Below are 16,821 nucleotides of genomic sequence, written 5' to 3'. Positions count from 1 at the left end.
GGACACGACCGTGGCCCACCGTTCACCGGTGGGCCACGATCCTCTTCCGTGTGCGGAGTGCGTCAGAGCGTCTTGCCTCCCGCGGCGCCGTCGGGGTTCGCCCCGACCTCTCCCGCGTTGAGGTCGACGACGTCCTCGGCTCCCAGCACGGCGCCCGTGCCGCGCTTGCTGCTGCGGAGCTTGTTCTCCAGCCAGGAGGCGAAGGAGGTGAGGATGAAATTGAGCACGATGAAGATGATCGCCACGACGATGAAGCTGGGGACGACGTTGGCGTAGTTCGCCGCCAGCGTGCCGCGCGAGTTCAGCAGCTCGGTGAAGCCGAGCATCACACCACCGAGCGCGGTGTCCTTCACGATCACCACGAGCTGGCTGACGATGGCCGGCAGCATCGCGGTGACGGCCTGCGGCAGCAGGATGCTCTTCATCGTCTGGCTCTTGCGCAGACCGATCGCGTAGCCGGCCTCCGCCTGGCCCTTGGGCAGCGAGAGGATGCCCGCGCGGACGATCTCGGCGAGGACCGAGGCGTTGTAGAGCACCAGTCCCGTGACGACCGCGTACAGCGGGCGGTCGGCGCTGCTGACGTCCGTGGACCGCGCGAAGAACTCGTTCGCGAACAGCATCAGGAGCAGCACCGGGATGGCCCGGAAGAACTCCACCACGACGGCGGCCGGCCCGCGGACCCACCGGTGGTCCGACAGCCGGGCGATGCCGAGGACGGCGCCCAGCGGAAGGGCGATGATCATGGACAGGAACGAGGCCTTCAGCGTGTTGGTGAGGCCGGGCAGCAGGTACGTCGTCCAGGCGTTGCCTTCGGTGAACGGCTTCCACAGGGACCAGGCCCACTGACCCTTGTCGTCCATGGCCTTGTAGGCCCACCACAGGGCATAGGCGAGAACGGCGAAGAAGACGACCGACAGGATGACATTGCGCCGCTTGGCCCGGGGGCCCGGGGCGTCGTAGAGAACGGAGGTCACCGCTTCACCGCCAGTCGCTTGCTCAGCCAGTTCAGGATCAGGCCGGTCGGCAGGGTCAATACCACGAATCCGAAGGCGAAGACGGCGCCGATGAGCAGCGTCTGAGCCTCGTTCTCGATCATTTCCTTCATCAGCAGGGCCGCTTCCGCCACACCGATGGTGGCTGCCACCGTCGTGTTCTTGGTCAGTGCGATCAACACGTTCGCCAGCGGTCCGATGACGGAGCGGAACGCCTGCGGCAGCACCACCAGGGTGAGTACCTGGGTGAAGTTCAGTCCGACGGCGCGGGCCGCCTCGGCCTGCCCGACGGGCACGGTGTTGATGCCGGAGCGCAGCGCCTCGCAGACGAAGGCCGCGGTGTAGGCGGCCAGGCCGAGAACGGCGAGGCGGAAGCCCTGGAGCGCGAAGTCGTCGGGTGCGCCCATGGTCATGCCGAAGATGTCGGCGAGACCGAGGGAGGTGAAGACGATGATCACGGTCAGCGGGATGTTCCGGACGAGGTTCACGTAGGCCGTGCCGAACCACCGCATCAGCGGGACGGGGCTGACCCGCATCGCCGCCAGCACGGTGCCCCACACCAGGGAGCCGACGCCCGAGAACACGGTGAGCTTCACCGTCATCCAGAACGCACCCAACAAGGTTGGATCGTTGTAGTCAGAAATAAAGTCGAACACGATCTCCCGCGCTTCCGGGTGTGTGGCCTATGGGGCGGACGCGGCGCGCCGCCGCCCTGATCGCGACGGACGGCGGCGTGCCTCTGAGACCCCGCGTCAGCGGGCGGTCCCTGCGCTTACTTGACGATGTTGCCGATCTTCGGCGCCTCTTCGTTCTTGTAGTCGGCCGGACCGAAGTTGTCGTCGACCGCCTTCTGCCAGGCACCGTCGCTGACCATCTTCTCCAGCGCGGCGTTCACCTTGTCGACGGTCTCGGTGTCGCCCTTCTTGACGCCGATGCCGTAGTTCTCGTTGCTGAGCTTCAGGCCGGCCAGCTTGAACTGACCCTTGTACTGCTCCTGCGAGGCGTAACCGGCGAGGATCGAGTCGTCCGTGGTCAGGGCGTCCACGGAGCCGCTCTGCAGGGCCGCGACGCACTCGGAGTACGTACCGAGCTGCTTGAGCTGGGCCTTCGGCGCGAAGTCCTTCTTGACGTTCTGCGCCGAGGTGGAACCCGTCACCGAGCACAGCTTCTTGTCGTTCAGGTCCGTGGCCTCGGTGATGTCCGAGTCCTTCTTCACCAGCAGGTCCTGGTGGGCCAGCAGGTAGGGACCGGCGAAGTCGACCTTCTCGGCGCGCTCGTCGTTGATCGAGTACGTGGCCGCGATGAGCTTCACGTCGCCGCGGGCCAGCGCGTTCTCACGGTCGGCGCTCTTGGTCTCGACCCACTCGATCTGGTCGGGCTCGTAGCCGAGCTCCTTGGCGACGTAGGTGGCGACGTCCACGTCGAAGCCGGAGAAGGAACCGTCCGGCTCCTTCAGGCCCAGGCCGGGCTGGTCGTACTTGATGCCGATCTTGATCTTCTCGCCGCCCCCGGAGGACGACGAACCGCTGTCGCCGCCGTCGTCGCCGCCGCACGCGGTGGCGGTCAGGGCGAGGGCGAAGACGACGGCCGAGGCGGCGGTGACCTTGCGGAGCTTCATGGTGCACATCCTTTGGCTGGTGAAGTGATGCGGTCCGGTCGGTGTGGCCGGTGACGCAAGTCGTCGGGGCGCGAGGCGCGCCGTCAGTGGTGCAGGATCTTCGACAGGAAGTCCTTGGCGCGGTCGCTGCGCGGATTGCTGAAGAACTGGTCCGGCGTAGCCTGTTCGACGATGCGACCGTCGGCCATGAAGACCACGCGGTTGGCGGCCGAACGGGCGAAGCCCATCTCGTGGGTCACGACGATCATGGTCATGCCGTCCCGGGCGAGCTGCTGCATGACCTCCAGCACCTCGTTGATCATCTCCGGGTCGAGCGCCGAGGTCGGCTCGTCGAAGAGCATCACCTTGGGCTCCATGGCCAGGGCGCGCGCGATGGCGACGCGCTGCTGCTGGCCGCCGGAGAGCTGCGCGGGGTACTTCTCCGCCTGCGCGCCGACGCCGACCCGGTCGAGCAGGGCGCGCGCCCGCTCCTCGGCCTTCTTCTTGTCCGTCTTGCGGACCTTGACCTGGCCCAGCGTCACGTTCTCGAGCACGGTCTTGTGCGCGAAGAGGTTGAAGGACTGGAAGACCATGCCCACGTCGGCCCGCAGCCTGGCGAGCTCCTTGCCCTCGGCCGGCACGGGCTTTCCGTCGATCGTGATCGATCCGGAGTCGATCGTCTCGAGACGGTTGATGGTGCGGCACAGGGTGGACTTCCCGGACCCGGAGGGCCCGATGACCACGACGACTTCACCTCGGGCGATCGTCAGGTCGATGTCCTGGAGTACGTGCAACGCGCCGAAGTGCTTGTTGACGCTCTTCAGGACGACCAGGTCGCCGGTCGCGGCCACATCTTCCTTGGCCACCGATACTTCGGTCATCGCTCTCAGGCTCCGTCCTCCTCGGTTTCGGAGGACAGTAGTAACCGTTCAGACCTGCGTCATTACATCTGAGGGGAATCTGAGCATCACGATCCGATAGCAATCGGACACCTGTCGTAGCACTTGTGAGCAGGGGTGATTTCGTGCGGGTAACGGTACCGAAGCGCAACCGGAACGCTCTTGACGCCGTCCTCATGCATCGGCGTGACTGCACAGTGCACGCGCGCGTGCACCCGAACTTCTACACGCATCGATCGTACGGCGGATGAACCGAGAGGGGACCGGATGAGACTGTTGCTCGTCGAGGACGACAACCACGTCGCCGCCGCCCTGTCCGCGGTGCTGGCGCGGCACGGTTTCGACGTCACTCACGCGCGCAGCGGCGAGGAGGCCCTCCAGGCGCTCGTCCCCGAGGCCGAGGGCTTCGGCGTCGTCCTGCTCGACCTGGGGCTGCCGGACCAGGACGGCTACGAGGTCTGCGGCCGGATCCGCAAGCGCACGAGCACGCCGGTGATCATGGTGACCGCCCGTTCCGACGTGCGCTCCCGCATCCACGGTCTGAATCTCGGCGCCGACGACTACGTGGTCAAGCCGTACGACACGGGCGAGCTGCTGGCGCGCATCCACGCCGTCAGCCGGCGGTCCGTCCAGGAGGAGGTCCCCGGCGGGAGCGAGAGCGAGCTGCGCCTGGGGCCGGTCCGCATCGAGCTGCCGACCCGCCAGGTCACCGTGAACGGCGCGGTGGTCCAGCTGACCCGCAAGGAGTTCGACCTGCTGGCCCTGCTCGCCCAGCGCCCCGGGGTCGTCTTCCGCCGGGAGCAGATCATCAGCGAGGTGTGGCGCACCTCCTGGGAGGGCACCGGGCGCACCCTGGAGGTGCACGTGGCCTCGCTGCGCTCGAAGCTGCGGATGCCGGCCCTCATCGAGACCGTGCGCGGCGTCGGGTACCGGCTCGTCGCGCCCGCGCCGTAGCGGGGCCGGGTGCACACGCGTCTGCTTCCGCTGCTCATCGTGCTGATGGCGGCGGTCCTGCTCGCCCTGGGCGTGCCGCTCGCCGTGAGCCTGGCCGGCGCGCAGCAGCAGAAGGTCATCGTGGACCGGATCGACGACACGGCGCGGTTCGCGGCGCTGGCCCAGTTCGTCACCGAGCCCGCCGACCCGGTCGCGGGGGACATCAACGAGCGCCAGGAGACCCTCGGCCGGGAGCTGCGCAGCTACCACGAGGTCTACGGCATCAAGGCCGGTGTCTTCTACCGCAACGACTCGCCCATGGCGCACGCGCCGGCCGACTGGTTCCTGCCCCGCACGGGCGAGGTCCGCGACGCCTTCCAGGAGGCGCTGCTCAGCCGCCGCAGCCACGACCCCGAGCAGGTGTGGCCCTGGCAGCGGCGCAACCTGGTGGTGGCCTCGCCGGTGATCCGGGACGGTGACGTGGTCGCGGTGGTGGTCACCGACTCGCCCACCGGGCAGATGCGCTCCCGCATCCTGCAGGGCTGGCTGCTGATCGCGGCGGGCGAGGCGGCGGCGATGCTGCTGGCCGTCGGTGCCGCCCTGCGGCTGACCGGCTGGGTGCTGCGGCCGGTCCGGATCCTGGACGCCACCACGCACGACATCGCCACCGGGCGGCTGAAGTCCCGCGTGGCGGTGGCCGGCGGGCCGCCGGAGCTGCGGCGGCTGGCCCGGTCGTTCAATGAGATGGCGGACCACGTGGAGAACGTGCTGGAGCAGCAGCGCGCCTTCGTCGCGGACGCCTCCCACCAGTTGCGCAACCCCCTCTCCGCGCTGCTGCTGCGCATCGAGCTGCTGGCCCTGGAGCTGCCCGAGGGCAACGAGGAGATCGCCTCGGTGCAGGCCGAGGGCAAGCGGCTGGCCCGGGTCCTGGACGACCTGCTCGGCCTGGCTCTGGCCGAGCACAGTGAGCCCCAGCTGCAGGTCACCGACATCGGCGCGCTGGCCGCCGAACGGGTGGCCGCCTGGGCGCCGACCGCCGAGGCGAAGGGCGTGCGCCTGGTCGGCACCTGCCCGCCGACCACCGCGTGGGCGGACCCGGTGGCGCTGTCCAGCGCCCTGGACGCGGTGATCGACAACGCGGTGAAGTTCACGCCGGAGGGCGAGCGGGTCGAGGTGCTGGTCACCTCCGACCGGGACACCTCCTCCGTCGTCGTCACCGACCACGGGCCCGGGCTGACCGACGAGGAGCTGACCCGGGTGGGCGACCGGTTCTGGCGCAGTGGCCGGCACCAGAACGTCAACGGCTCCGGCCTGGGCCTGTCGATCTCGCGGGCCCTGCTCACGGCGTCCGGCGGCTCGATCGAGTACGGCCATCACGCCCCGCACGGGCTGCGCGTCACGGTGACCGTGCCGCGGAACGGGTCCGACGCCCGGGAGGACCGGCCTCAGGGCTTGACGGACCGGTAGTAGCGGCGCGCGCCCTCGTGCAGCCGGAGGGGGTCGGTGTAGATGGCGGTGCGCACGTCGACCAGCTGGGCGGAGTGCACGTCCGCGCCGATGCTGTCCCGGCTCTTGAGGACGATGCGGGTCAGCCACTCGGTGATCCGCGGATCCACGTCGGTACGGGTGATCAGCAGGTTGGAGACGGCCATCGTCGGGACCGGGGCGCCGTACTGGCTGCCGGGATAGGCGGACTCGGGCATGTTGGTGGCCCGGTAGTGGCGGGTGGCACCGCCCTTGCGGTGCAGTTCGGTGACCAGGCTCGCCTCGATCGGCACGAAGCGCAGCGCCGAGTCCTCGGCCAGGTCCTTCAGACCGTCGGTGGGCAGCCCGCCCGACCAGAAGAAGGCGTCGAGGCCGTGCCCGAGGCGTTCCGGCCCGATGTCGATGCCCTCGGACGACGGCCGGATGTCGGACTCCGGGTCGATGCCGGCCGCCTCCAGGACGCGGTTGGCGATGAGCCGGACACCGGACTTGGGCGGCCCGATGGCGACCCGTTTGCCGCGCAGGTCGGAGACGGTGCGGATGTCCGAGTCGGGGGAGACCACCAGCTGCACGTAGTCGTCGTAGAGGCGGGCCACTCCGCGCAGCCGGTCCGCGCCCGGTCCGCCGCGCAGCCGGTACGTCTCCACCGCGTCGGCGGCGGCGATCGCGTAGTCGGCCTGGCCGGTCGCCACCCGCCGGAGGTTCTCCTGCGAGCCGTCGCTGGTCCGCAGCCGTATGTCGAGGTCCGGCAGGTTCCGGCCGAGCGAGGCGCGCAGCAGTTCGCCGTACTTCTGGTAGACGCCGGCGCGGGTGCCCGTGCTCATGGTCACCGTGCCGCCGGGCGGCTCCTCGGCCCAGGGCTTCTGCCACCACAGCAGCAGTCCGAGCACGAGGAGGGCGGCGACCGCGCCCCGCAGGGCCCGGCGCCTGCCGATCCGGGACAGCGCGTGGAGCATGCGGCGATCCTGCCAGCCCACCGGCCCCGCTGGCCAGGGCGGATCGCACGGGACGGGCGGAGCGGCCCGGTGGTGCGCGGGCTCCGGTCGCACGGCCGGGGGGTGTCCTCCTGGGCCGCTACAGTCGCGGCATGAGTGCATCGCCCGCCGACCTGGTGCGCGCCTTCCACCGGGCCTTCGGCCTGGACGCGCGCGACGTGCCGTCCGAGGTCCCGCCCGAACTCGCCGCCCATCGGGGCGAGCTGCTGGCGGAGGAGGCGGCGGAGGCCGTCGAGGTGTCGGTGTCCGGACCGCTGGACCGGCTGGCGCACGAGCTGGCGGACGTGGTGTACGTCGCCTACGGCACGGCACTGGTCCACGGCATCGACCTCGACGCGGTGATCGCCGAGGTGCACCGCTCCAACATGACGAAGCTCGGCCCGGACGGCAGCGTCGCCCGCCGCTCCGACGGCAAGGTGCTCAAGGGCGAGCACTACCGGGCGCCGGACGTGTCGACGGTGCTGCGGCGCCAGGGCTGGAATCCGGACGGCGGCGGCTGAGGGGGCCGGTGTGCGTGCGGAGGTCTGGACCGCTGTCGGCCCGTACGCCATCATGACGGATCCATGACAACGATGGCATCGGGCCCACGGCGCCGTCGGATCCGGCAGCGAGGGCGGTCATCGTGCACGGACTTCTCGTCAGGGCCTCACTGGCCGCGGCCCTCCTGACGGCGCCCCTGTCCCAGGCCACCGCGCCGGCGGCGCCCGGCCACCGGGACGTGACCGCCACCGCCGCCGCACCGCCCTCGGCCCCGGGCACGGTCACCGCCGCCGCACCGTCCTCCGCGCCGCGCGCGGTCACCGACGCCGAGGCCGGCTGGACCCCGCCGCTCAGCACGCGGGGCCGCTGGATCGTGGACGCCGACGGCGACCGCTTCAAGCTCCGCTCCGGGAACTGGCACGGAGCCAGCGGCACCTGGAACGGCTCCGGCAGCCGGGACGACGACGCCAACCACCACGCGGGCGAGAACGCGGGCCGGGTCCCGCTCGGCCTGGACCGCGCCCCGATGGCCGAGATCGTCGCGGGCTTCCGGGAGATCGGGATCAACAGCATCCGGCTGCCCTTCTCCAACGAGATGGTCCACGACACCGCTCCCGTCACCGACGACGCCGTCGCCGCCAACCCCTCCCTGCGCGGCCGGACCCCGCTGCAGGTGTACGACGCCGTGGTGCGCGAACTGACCGCCGCCGGTCTCGCGGTGATCCTCAACAACCACACCAACACCACCCGCTGGTGCTGCGGCGTCGACGGCAACGAACGCTGGAACGCGAGCCGCACCACCGAGCAGTGGGAGAGCGACTGGCTGTTCATGGCCCGCCGGTACCGGGACAACGACCGCGTGGTGGGCGCCGACCTGTACAACGAGGTGCGCCGCTCGGTCTGGGACGACCCGAACTGGGGGCGCGGCGACCGGCACGACTGGTTCGCCGCCTCGCAGCGCGCCGCCGACCGCATCCTCACCGAGGCGGCCCCCGACCTGCTGATCGTGGTCGAGGGCATCAACTGGACCGGCATCCCCGTCGACGGGTTCCCGCACGAGCGGCCCACCCTGGAACCGGCCCGCCACCTCTCCCACACCCTCGTCGACTCCGGCAAGCTGGTCTACTCCGCCCACTTCTACGGCTACACCGGCCCCCGGCACAGCGGCGCCACCGGCCTGGGCGAGACCAGCGACCCGCGATACCAGGACCTGACCCCGGCCGAACTGACCGACGTCGTCAACCGCCAGGCCCTGTTCGTGGCCGCCGAGACCGGCCGGCACTTCACCGCCCCCGTCTGGATCAGCGAGTTCGGCGTCGGAGGCCGCGAGGAGACCGCCGCCGCACCACGCGCCTGGTTCGAGAACTTCGTCGACCACCTGATCCGCAGCGACGCCGACTTCGCCTACTGGCCCCTGGTCGGCTGGCACGACAACCGCCGGGGCAACGGCTGGGCCCTGCTGCACTGGGACGCGGCCGGCCACCGCATGGGCGTGTACGACGGAGACGACTGGCGGGCCGCCGCCTGGAGCCGCCTGGTGCGGGCCGAGGGCCGTACCGGTCCGGTGGCCCCGGCCGCCGGCTGGTCCCAGCTCAGCCCCGACCACGGGGACTTCGTCCAGTCCCGCCGGATGCGCGCCCTGCCCGACTTCGACCCCGGCGCCCGCAAGGCCGTCTGCCCGGACGGCCGTCGCCTGCTCGGCCTGAGCCACACCGGCCGCCGCGGCCTGTGCTCGGACGTGACCGCCGGCGCCCTCGCCGCACCGGGCGGCGGGCACCGCGTGGTCGTCGACGAGCGGTACGTCGAGGCGGGCCGGGACTGGGCCGGCGGGTACACCAAGCTGCAGTGCCCCGAGGGGTACTTCATGACCGGGTACGCGGTGCGCGGCGAGGCCGTCTCCTCCGCACTCTGTTTCGAGGCGGCCCCCGGCCGGCTCGGCGGGAACGGCCGCACGGTGTGGTTCGACCGCGGGGACGACCGGGGCCCGGCCCCCAGGGGCGGCGACTTCGCCCACGGCCACTACAAGGGGCAGTGCGCCGACGGGGAGTACGCGGCCGGGATCGCCTACACCGGCCGCCTGGGCTCCTGGCGCACCCCGGACGCGCTGTACTGCCGTGCCCTGCGCTGACCGCCGTCCGCGGTCCGCACGCCCGGCCGCCGCCGGGTGAGACGGGCGCGCACGGGGATGAGCCCTCTGGCCATGGAGCGTCCCACCACCGCCGACTTGAATGACGATATGAACGCCATGAACGACACGAACGACACCATGAGCCATCGGACGCAGCACGCCGCTTTGTCATCGGCATCGGCATCGTCACCGGCATCCGCACCCATCCTCGTCATCGGCGCCACCGGCAAGACCGGCCGACGGGTCGTCGACCGTCTCCGGGCACTCGGCCGCCCCGTGCGGGCGGGCTCCCGCAGCACCGGGACCCGCTTCGTCTGGGAGGACGAGGGCACCTGGCAGGACGCCCTGGACGGTGCCTCCGCCGCGTACGTGACCTACTACCCGGACCTGGCGTTCCCCGGGGCGAAGGAGGCCGTCGGCCGCTTCGCCGCCTTCGCCGTCGCCCGGGGTGTGCGCCGACTGGTGCTGCTCTCCGGCCGGGGCGAGGAGGGTGCCGTCGCCTCGGAGGACGCCCTCAAGGCGTCCGGCTGCGACTGGACCGTGGTCCGGGCGAACTGGTTCCACCAGAACTTCAGCGAGAGCTTCTTCCTCGGACCCGTCCGCTCGGGCGAACTGGCGCTGCCCACCGGGGACGCCGTCGAACCCTTCGTGGACGCCGACGACATCGCCGACGTGGTGGCCGCCGCCCTCACCGACGGACGTCATGCCGGCCGCACCTACGAACTGTCCGGCCCCCGCCTCCTGAGCCTGCACGACGTGGCCCGCGAACTGTCGGCCGCCACCGGCCGGACCATCACCTACGTCCCGGTCGGCGCCGGCGACTACCGGGCGGCACTGCGCGAGGCGGGCGAACCGGAGGAGTTCGCCGACCTCTTCAATTTGATCGTCGACGGCCGGAACGCGAGCGTGGTGCACGGTGTCCGCGAAGCCCTCGGGCGGGAGCCGAAGGACTTCTCCGCCTACGCCCGCGAGACCGCGGCCACCGGGGTCTGGGACGCCTGATCACCGTCGTCGCGCGCGGGAGGGGAGCACCGGGGCGGAGGGCTCCGCGGAACGCCTACCCTTGAGCAATGACCAGCAGCAGCGACCGGAGCCGGGCAGTGGACGTTCGATCATCCAAGACGTACGAGATTCGCACCTACGGGTGCCAGATGAACGTCCACGACTCCGAGCGATTGGCCGGGCTGCTGGAGGACGCGGGCTACGTCCGTGCCCCGGGAGGCGCGGACGGGGAGGCGGACGTCGTCGTCTTCAACACCTGCGCCGTCCGGGAGAACGCCGACAACAAGCTCTACGGCAACCTCGGCCACCTCGCCCCCAAGAAGGCGAGCCGCCCCGGCATGCAGATCGCGGTCGGCGGCTGCCTGGCGCAGAAGGACCGCGACACCATCGTCGAGCGGGCCCCCTGGGTGGACGTCGTCTTCGGCACGCACAACATCGGCAAGCTGCCGGTGCTGCTGGAGCGGGCCCGGGTGCAGGAGGAGGCCCAGGTCGAGATCGCCGAGTCGCTGGAGGCGTTCCCCTCCACGCTCCCGACCCGCCGCGAGAGCGCCTACGCGGCCTGGGTGTCGATCTCCGTCGGCTGCAACAACACCTGCACCTTCTGCATCGTCCCGGCGCTGCGGGGCAAGGAGAAGGACCGCCGCCCCGGCGACATCCTCGCCGAGATCGAGGCCCTGGTCGCCGACGGCGTCTCCGAGATCACGCTGCTCGGCCAGAACGTCAACGCCTACGGCTCCGACATCGGCGACCGTGAGGCGTTCAGCAAGCTCCTGCGGGCCTGCGGGACCATCGACGGCCTGGAGCGCGTCCGGTTCACCTCCCCGCACCCGCGGGACTTCACCGACGACGTCATCGCCGCCATGGCCGAGACGCCCAACGTGATGCCCCAGCTGCACATGCCCCTGCAGTCCGGCTCGGACACGGTGCTCAAGGCCATGCGCCGCTCCTACCGGCAGGAGCGCTACCTGGGGATCATCGACAAGGTCCGGGCCGCCATCCCGCACGCCGCGATCAGCACCGACATCATCGTGGGCTTCCCCGGCGAGACCGAGGAGGACTTCGAGCAGACCCTGCACGTGGTGCGCGAGGCGCGCTTCGCGCAGGCGTTCACCTTCCAGTACTCCAAGCGGCCGGGCACCCCGGCCGCCGAGATGGACGGCCAGATCCCCAAGAAGGTCGTGCAGGAGCGCTACGAGCGGCTGGTGGCCCTCCAGGAGGAGATCTCCTGGGAGGAGAACAAGAAGCAGGTCGGCCGGACCCTCGAACTGATGGTCGCGGAGGGCGAGGGCCGCAAGGACGACACCACCCACCGCCTCTCCGGCCGTGCCCCGGACAACCGCCTGGTGCACTTCACCAAGCCGGACGCCGAGGTGCGCCCCGGTGACGTGGTGACCGTCGAGATCACCTACGCCGCCCCGCACCACCTCCTCGCGGAGGGCGCCGTCCTGGACGTGCGGCGCACGCGCGCCGGCGACGCCTGGGAGAAGCGCACCGCGGAGAAGAACGCCCAGCCCGCCGGCGTCATGCTCGGGCTGCCGACGATCGGTGTCCCCGAGCCGCTCCCGGCCGCGTCCGGCGGCTGCGGCCGCGACTGACCCGGGGCGTCGCCCGGGCCGGGCCCGGCCGGGTGCGGGTTCCGGAGCTCGGGCCGGCCCGGCCGGGAGGCCGCCCGAAGCCCGGGCGGCAGTACGGTCCGGCCCCCGGCGCCCGCCCGCGGTGGCACGGCCGGTCACGACCGGTCGGCGACGGCTGCCCCGAGCGGGGGCGCGGCGGGGCGCGGGCCACGGGCGGGGGACGCGGTGGGAAGCGGGCCACGGGCGTGCGGTGGGCCGGGACACCGGGGCGCGGGCTACGCTGCCGATCATGCTAGTCGCCGCCGCTGTCTGCCCCTGCCCGCCGCTGCTCGTCCCCGAGATCGCCGCGGGCGCCGCTCCCGAACTGGACGCCGCGCGCGCCGCCTGCGCGGACGCGATCGGGGTGCTCGCCGCGGCCCGCCCGGATCTGCTCGTGGTGGTCGGTCCGACGGAGGACGCCGGCCCCGAGCTCTTCCCCGGTGGCACGCAGGGCTCCTTCCGCGGCTTCGGCGTCGGGCTCGACGTACGGCTCGGGGCGCGCGCGGACGGCGACGGGAGCGCCGGTGCCCTGCCGGACGCCGGGGGGCGGGAACTCCCGCCCGCGCTGTCCGTGGGGGCCTGGCTGCTGTCCCGCAGCGGATGGGCCGGAGCCCGGGTCGAGGGCCTCGGCGTGGGGGAACCCCTCGCGCCGGAGCAGTGTGCCGACCGGGGGAGCGAGATCGGCGCCCGGGCGGAGCGGGTGGCGCTCCTCGTGATGGGCGATGCCAGCGCGTGCCGCACGCTCAAGGCGCCCGGGTACCTGGACGAGCGGGCGGCGCCGTTCGACGCCGGGGTGGCGCGGGCGCTGGAGACGGCCGACACGGCCGCCCTGCGCGCGCTGGACCCCGTCCTGGCCCGGGAACTGAAGGTGTCCGGGCGGGCCCCCTGGCAGGTGCTGGCGGGCGCGGCGGAGAACGCCGGCCTGGAGGGCGCACTGCTGTACGACGACGCCCCCTACGGGGTGGGCTACCTGGTGGCCACCTGGTCCTGACGCGGCCGGACGGGGCCCGTGCCGGCCCGTCCGGCCGGCGCGACGGACGGCGGCCGCGGACCGCCGGCCTCACCGCACCGCCGGAGGCGCGGTACCGCCGGAGGCGCGGTACCGCCGGAGGCGCGGTACCGCCGGAGGCGCGGTACCGCCGGACGCCGGGAGCGCCGCGACGCCGGGCGGCCGGAGGCACAGTGCCTCCGGCCGTCCGGCGTCGTCCTGCCCCACCGCTCAGGAAGCGGGCGGGGGCCCCGCGGGCGGCGTGGCGCCGCCGGTGCCCGCGCTGCCGGGGTCGTCCTTCTGCGCGAGCCGGTCCACGGCGTCCTTGGCCTTGCCGGTACCCGTCTGGATGCGGTCGCTGTACTTGCCCTTGGTCCGCTGGTCGACGGTCTTCGCGGCCTTGTCCAGGCCGTGCTGGATCTTGTCCCCGTGCTGCTGGGCGAGGTCGGAGACCTTGCCCTTCGCGGGGCCCAGTTTGGCCTTCAGATTGTCCATGAGACCCATGGTTCACCTTCCGTCGCGGACGTCTATGTGCGGGCGCCCTCACCGGCGTCGCTGCCGGCCGCCTCGGCGGACTGCTGCTTCGGGATCCCGATGCCGTCGGAGCCGGTGGCGGAGCCGGAGGCCGGCCCGCCGTCGGAGCCGGTGGCGGACCCGGAGGCCGGCCCGTCGTCGGACGGCTCGGGAGCCGCGGCGGACCGCTCCGCCGCCGGGACCGGCTCCGCGGTGTCCTCGGCCGCGCTGTCGGCCGCCGACTCGCCCGCAGGCCGCTCGCCGGTCTCCGTCCCCTCCTCCGCCGGGGTCCCGGCCGGCCGGGCCTCCTCCGTCTCCGTGGTTCCGGCGGCCTCGGCCGTCCCGGCCTTGGTTCTCCGAAGAAGCCGTGCAAAAACGCCCATGTCAACTCCATACGGTACTCGTGCGGGCGGCGTCCCGCGTCGTGGCGCGTGGTCCCGCGCTGCAACGGGAACGACCCGGCCCGGGCCTCGTCACGTAACTCGTTCGAGACCCGGACAGGAGGTTTGGGAGACTGGATCGGTGAGCAGCGCAGCCCCCACCCCCCGCGTCATCGCCGTCGTCGGCCCCACGGCGGCCGGAAAGTCCGATCTGGGCGTTTATCTGGCGCAACAGCTGGGCGGTGAGGTCGTCAACGCCGACTCGATGCAGCTCTACCGAGGGATGGACATCGGCACCGCCAAGCTGACGCCCGAGGAGCGCGGCGGAGTGCCGCACCACCTCCTGGACATCTGGGACGTGACCGTCACCGCCTCCGTCGCCGAGTACCAGCGCCTCGCGCGGGAACGGATCGACGCCCTGCTCGCCGAGGGGCGCTGGCCCGTCCTGGTGGGCGGTTCCGGGCTCTACGTCCGGGGAGCCGTCGACAACCTCGAGTTCCCCGGCACCGACCCCGAGGTCAGGGCCCGGCTGGAGGAGGAGCTCACTCTGCGCGGCTCCGGCGCGCTGCACGCCCGGCTCGCCGCCGCCGACCCCGAGGCCGCCCGGGCCATCCTGCCGAGCAACGGGCGCCGGATCGTCCGCGCCCTCGAGGTGATCGAGATCACCGGCCGGCCGTTCACCGCCAACCTGCCCGGTCACGACGCGGTCTACGACACCCTCCAGATCGGGGTGGACGTGGCCCGGCCCGAGCTGGACGAGCGCATCGCCCGCCGGGTCGACCGCATGTGGGAGGCCGGACTGGTGGAGGAAGTGCGCGCATTGGAGGCGCAGGGGTTGCGTGAGGGGCGTACGGCGTCGCGGGCGCTCGGCTACCAGCAGGTGCTCACGGCGCTCGCGGGCGAGTGCACCCTCGACGAGGCACGGGCGGAGACCGTGCGCGCCACCAAACGCTTCGCGCGCCGTCAGGATTCATGGTTCAGGCGCGACCCGCGGGTGCACTGGTTGAGTGGGGCCGCGGAAGACCTGGGGGAACTTCCGCAGCTCGCGCTGTCGTTGGTCGAACGACCGGTTACAGCCTGATCACGTCCTGGCATCGGGACGCCCAGGCCGTCATCCGGGCCTGTGACGGCGTGCCATCATCGAGCTTCGATCGACCAAGTGGAGTCCAAGTTGGGAGGGCGCGTGGCGATGGAGGCCGGCCCTCGCGACACCGCACACGGCACCGAACACCTCACCACCGAGCGGGGTGGACGGGAGCAGGAAACCGACCGTCTCAGCCCCGACGGGCCGGAGGAGACGCAGGGCGGTGTGACCGACGACGGCCCGGAGCCGGACGAGATGTTCGCGGGCGGCGACGAGGTCGAGGTCGAGCTGCGTCCGCAGCGCCGGCTGCGGCTGTGGCAGCTCGCCCCCATCGTCGGCCTGGCCGCGGTCGGCTCCCTGATGTTCGCCTTCCCGCTCGCCTTCGACTTCGGCGACAGCGGTGCCGTGATCGCCATGCTGGGCCTGCTGATCTGCTCCTGCTCCGCGGGGTGGGGCATGATGGCCGCCCGCCGGGTGGGGCACACCTGGCCCGGCCTGCCGTCCCGGGGCTCCGGACGCCGCCCCGACTGGCGGGTCGTGGGTGCCTACGCGGTGCTGGTCGTCGGCGTGGTCGCGCTGGCCGTCTGGCGGGTCGCCCGGCTCCGCTGACCCCGGCCGGACGGCGGTGAACGCGCCGCCGCGCCACCCCGTACGATCGAGGAATGAGCACGCGGACCGCCTTCCTCAAGGGGCACGGCACCGAGAACGACTTCGTGATCGTCCCGGATCCCGAGAACACCGTCGACCTGCCCCCGGCCGCCGTCGCCGCGCTGTGCGACCGCCGCGCGGGCATCGGCGGCGACGGACTGCTGCACGTCGTGCGGTCCGCCGCCCACCCGGAGGCGCGTGCCATGGCGGCCGAGGCCGAGTGGTTCATGGACTACCGCAACGGCGACGGCTCGGTCGCCGAGATGTGCGGCAACGGCGTACGGGTCTTCGCGCGCTACCTCCAGCACGCCGGGTACGCGGCGGAGGGGGACCTCGCGATCGCCACCCGCGGGGGCGTGAAGACCGTGCACCTCGCCAAGGACGGCGACATCACCGTCGGCATGGGCCGCGCCCTGCTCCCCGAGGGGGAGGTCACGGTGCGCGTCGGCGACCGGAGCTGGCCCGCCCGCAACGTGAACATGGGCAACCCGCACGCCGTCGCCTTCGTCGAGGACCTGGCGCACGCCGGCGACCTGCTGGCGCCGCCCCCGGTCGCCCCGGCCACCGCCTACCCGGACGGGGTGAACGTCGAGTTCGTGGCCGACCGCGGTCCGCGCCACGTGGCCATGCGGGTCCACGAGCGCGGAGCCGGGGAGACCCGTTCCTGCGGCACCGGCGCCTGCGCCGTCGCCGTGGCCGCCGCCCGCCGGGACGGCGCCGACCCCACGGTCACCGGCACCCCCGCCACGTACACCGTGGACGTCCCCGGAGGAACGCTGGTGATCACCGAACGGCCCGACGGCGAGATCGAGATGACCGGACCGGCGGTGATCGTCGCCGAGGGCTGGATCGAGCCGGAGTGGCTGGAGAAGGCACTCGGCCGAGGGCGGTGACGGCTTGACATCCCTAGGGCGTGAGCGTCTCCCGGCAGCCTTCGCGGTGCCGGGAGCCGAGTGCGGCTTCGGGATCAAGGGCGACCGGCTCACCGGTGGCGTGAAAGCGTCGCCGCGCCGTGCATCGCTCGAATGGGTGATCCGTTTCACGCTCGGCCGGAGGCGGCCGGTCGCGCATGCTGGGCTCGGTA

17 protein-coding genes are annotated in these 16,821 nt (G+C 72.3%); 10 read left to right on the top strand and 7 right to left on the bottom strand.

Annotation, left to right across the window (positions count from 1 at the left end; genetic code table 11):
* Window positions 1–62: 62 nt before the first annotated feature.
* The 4 genes from ACSU53_RS07535 to ACSU53_RS07520 form a co-directional block, all read right to left on the bottom strand.
* Window positions 63–974, bottom strand: coding sequence for an amino acid ABC transporter permease (locus tag ACSU53_RS07535; protein WP_437025812.1), 912 nt, complete (start codon window positions 972–974; stop codon window positions 63–65).
* Window positions 971–1,648 (bottom strand): amino acid ABC transporter permease, encoded by a 678-nt coding sequence (locus tag ACSU53_RS07530; protein WP_437025810.1) that lies wholly within the window; start codon window positions 1,646–1,648, stop codon window positions 971–973. Before ACSU53_RS07530 ends, ACSU53_RS07535 begins: the two co-directional genes overlap by 4 nt.
* A gap of 116 nt (window positions 1,649–1,764) precedes the next feature.
* Window positions 1,765–2,610 carry a glutamate ABC transporter substrate-binding protein gene (locus tag ACSU53_RS07525; protein ID WP_437025808.1) on the bottom strand — a complete coding sequence of 282 codons (846 nt, stop codon included), beginning with the start codon at window positions 2,608–2,610 and terminating at the stop codon, window positions 1,765–1,767.
* An 83-nt stretch (window positions 2,611–2,693) separates the two neighbouring features.
* The gene (locus ACSU53_RS07520) at window positions 2,694–3,470 is read right to left on the bottom strand and encodes an amino acid ABC transporter ATP-binding protein (RefSeq protein ID WP_437025806.1); all 777 of its coding nucleotides are present in this window, start codon (window positions 3,468–3,470) and stop codon (window positions 2,694–2,696) included.
* Window positions 3,471–3,755: 285 nt separating this feature from the next.
* Between ACSU53_RS07520 and ACSU53_RS07515 the strand changes: the two genes are divergently transcribed.
* Complete coding sequence (locus ACSU53_RS07515; protein WP_362096139.1) at window positions 3,756–4,442, top strand: response regulator transcription factor; 687 nt, start codon at window positions 3,756–3,758, stop codon at window positions 4,440–4,442.
* 9 nt (window positions 4,443–4,451) lie between these two features.
* On the top strand, window positions 4,452–5,888 hold the full coding sequence (locus ACSU53_RS07510) for a sensor histidine kinase (RefSeq protein WP_437025804.1): 1,437 nt from the start codon (window positions 4,452–4,454) through the stop codon (window positions 5,886–5,888).
* Here ACSU53_RS07510 and ACSU53_RS07505 read toward each other — a convergent pair.
* Window positions 5,867–6,862, bottom strand: coding sequence for a TAXI family TRAP transporter solute-binding subunit (locus ACSU53_RS07505; protein ID WP_437025802.1), 996 nt, complete (start codon window positions 6,860–6,862; stop codon window positions 5,867–5,869). The two genes, ACSU53_RS07510 and ACSU53_RS07505, sit on opposite strands and share 22 nt — an antisense overlap.
* 131 nt (window positions 6,863–6,993) lie before the next feature.
* Between ACSU53_RS07505 and ACSU53_RS07500 the strand changes: the two genes are divergently transcribed.
* The 5 genes from ACSU53_RS07500 to ACSU53_RS07480 all read left to right on the top strand — a co-directional run bounded on the left by ACSU53_RS07500 (window position 6,994) and on the right by ACSU53_RS07480 (window position 13,115).
* On the top strand, window positions 6,994–7,401 hold the full coding sequence (locus tag ACSU53_RS07500; RefSeq protein WP_437025800.1) for a hypothetical protein: 408 nt from the start codon (window positions 6,994–6,996) through the stop codon (window positions 7,399–7,401).
* A 122-nt stretch (window positions 7,402–7,523) separates the two neighbouring features.
* Window positions 7,524–9,509, top strand: coding sequence for a glycoside hydrolase family 5 protein (locus tag ACSU53_RS07495; protein ID WP_437025798.1), 1,986 nt, complete (start codon window positions 7,524–7,526; stop codon window positions 9,507–9,509).
* A gap of 117 nt (window positions 9,510–9,626) precedes the next feature.
* Entirely contained in the window at window positions 9,627–10,511 is an 885-nt protein-coding gene (locus tag ACSU53_RS07490) for an NmrA family NAD(P)-binding protein (protein WP_437025796.1), read from the top strand.
* Between the two features lie 68 nt (window positions 10,512–10,579).
* Window positions 10,580–12,106: a tRNA (N6-isopentenyl adenosine(37)-C2)-methylthiotransferase MiaB gene (gene miaB, locus ACSU53_RS07485; RefSeq protein ID WP_437025794.1), complete on the top strand. Its 1,527-nt coding sequence runs from the start codon at window positions 10,580–10,582 to the stop codon at window positions 12,104–12,106.
* A gap of 268 nt (window positions 12,107–12,374) precedes the next feature.
* Window positions 12,375–13,115 (top strand): class III extradiol dioxygenase subunit B-like domain-containing protein, encoded by a 741-nt coding sequence (locus ACSU53_RS07480; RefSeq protein ID WP_437025792.1) that lies wholly within the window; start codon window positions 12,375–12,377, stop codon window positions 13,113–13,115.
* Window positions 13,116–13,343: 228 nt separating this feature from the next.
* Here ACSU53_RS07480 and ACSU53_RS07475 read toward each other — a convergent pair whose 3' ends face one another.
* Window positions 13,344–13,616: an antitoxin gene (locus ACSU53_RS07475; protein WP_437025790.1), complete on the bottom strand. Its 273-nt coding sequence runs from the start codon at window positions 13,614–13,616 to the stop codon at window positions 13,344–13,346.
* Window positions 13,617–13,639: 23 nt separating this feature from the next.
* Window positions 13,640–14,008, bottom strand: coding sequence for a hypothetical protein (locus ACSU53_RS07470; protein ID WP_437025788.1), 369 nt, complete (start codon window positions 14,006–14,008; stop codon window positions 13,640–13,642).
* Window positions 14,009–14,147: 139 nt separating this feature from the next.
* Between ACSU53_RS07470 and miaA the strand changes: the two genes are divergently transcribed.
* The 3 genes from miaA (at window position 14,148) to dapF (ending at window position 16,630) form a co-directional block, all read left to right on the top strand.
* Window positions 14,148–15,086 (top strand): tRNA (adenosine(37)-N6)-dimethylallyltransferase MiaA, encoded by a 939-nt coding sequence (gene miaA / locus ACSU53_RS07465; RefSeq protein ID WP_437025786.1) that lies wholly within the window; start codon window positions 14,148–14,150, stop codon window positions 15,084–15,086.
* Window positions 15,087–15,194: 108 nt separating this feature from the next.
* Window positions 15,195–15,698, top strand: a complete 504-nt coding sequence (locus tag ACSU53_RS07460) for a hypothetical protein (protein WP_437033068.1) — start codon at window positions 15,195–15,197, stop codon at window positions 15,696–15,698.
* A 53-nt stretch (window positions 15,699–15,751) separates the two neighbouring features.
* The gene (gene dapF, locus ACSU53_RS07455; protein WP_437025784.1) at window positions 15,752–16,630 is read left to right on the top strand and encodes a diaminopimelate epimerase; all 879 of its coding nucleotides are present in this window, start codon (window positions 15,752–15,754) and stop codon (window positions 16,628–16,630) included.
* Window positions 16,631–16,821: the final 191 nt, after the last annotated feature.

The organism is Streptomyces sp. enrichment culture (assembly GCF_964273255.1).
Taxonomy (GTDB): Bacteria; Actinomycetota; Actinomycetes; order Streptomycetales; family Streptomycetaceae; genus Streptomyces.
This window is presented reverse-complemented; position numbering and strand designations above follow the sequence as displayed.

Bases quoted from the DNA above. Each gene is read 5' to 3' on its own strand.
- ACSU53_RS07525 (WP_437025808.1), bottom strand. From the start codon at position 2,610: ATGAAGCTCCGCAAGGTCACCGCCGCCTCGGCCGTCGTCTTCGCCCTC.
- ACSU53_RS07520 (WP_437025806.1), bottom strand. From the start codon at position 3,470: ATGACCGAAGTATCGGTGGCCAAGGAAGATGTGGCCGCGACCGGCGAC.
- ACSU53_RS07515 (WP_362096139.1), top strand. From the start codon at position 3,756: ATGAGACTGTTGCTCGTCGAGGACGACAACCACGTCGCCGCCGCCCTG.
- ACSU53_RS07505 (WP_437025802.1), bottom strand. From the start codon at position 6,862: ATGCTCCACGCGCTGTCCCGGATCGGCAGGCGCCGGGCCCTGCGGGGC.
- ACSU53_RS07500 (WP_437025800.1), top strand. From the start codon at position 6,994: ATGAGTGCATCGCCCGCCGACCTGGTGCGCGCCTTCCACCGGGCCTTC.
- ACSU53_RS07490 (WP_437025796.1), top strand. From the start codon at position 9,627: ATGAACGACACGAACGACACCATGAGCCATCGGACGCAGCACGCCGCT.
- miaB (WP_437025794.1), top strand. From the start codon at position 10,580: ATGACCAGCAGCAGCGACCGGAGCCGGGCAGTGGACGTTCGATCATCC.
- ACSU53_RS07480 (WP_437025792.1), top strand. From the start codon at position 12,375: ATGCTAGTCGCCGCCGCTGTCTGCCCCTGCCCGCCGCTGCTCGTCCCC.
- ACSU53_RS07475 (WP_437025790.1), bottom strand. From the start codon at position 13,616: ATGGGTCTCATGGACAATCTGAAGGCCAAACTGGGCCCCGCGAAGGGC.
- ACSU53_RS07470 (WP_437025788.1), bottom strand. From the start codon at position 14,008: ATGGGCGTTTTTGCACGGCTTCTTCGGAGAACCAAGGCCGGGACGGCC.
- ACSU53_RS07460 (WP_437033068.1), top strand. From the start codon at position 15,195: ATGGAGGCCGGCCCTCGCGACACCGCACACGGCACCGAACACCTCACC.
- dapF (WP_437025784.1), top strand. From the start codon at position 15,752: ATGAGCACGCGGACCGCCTTCCTCAAGGGGCACGGCACCGAGAACGAC.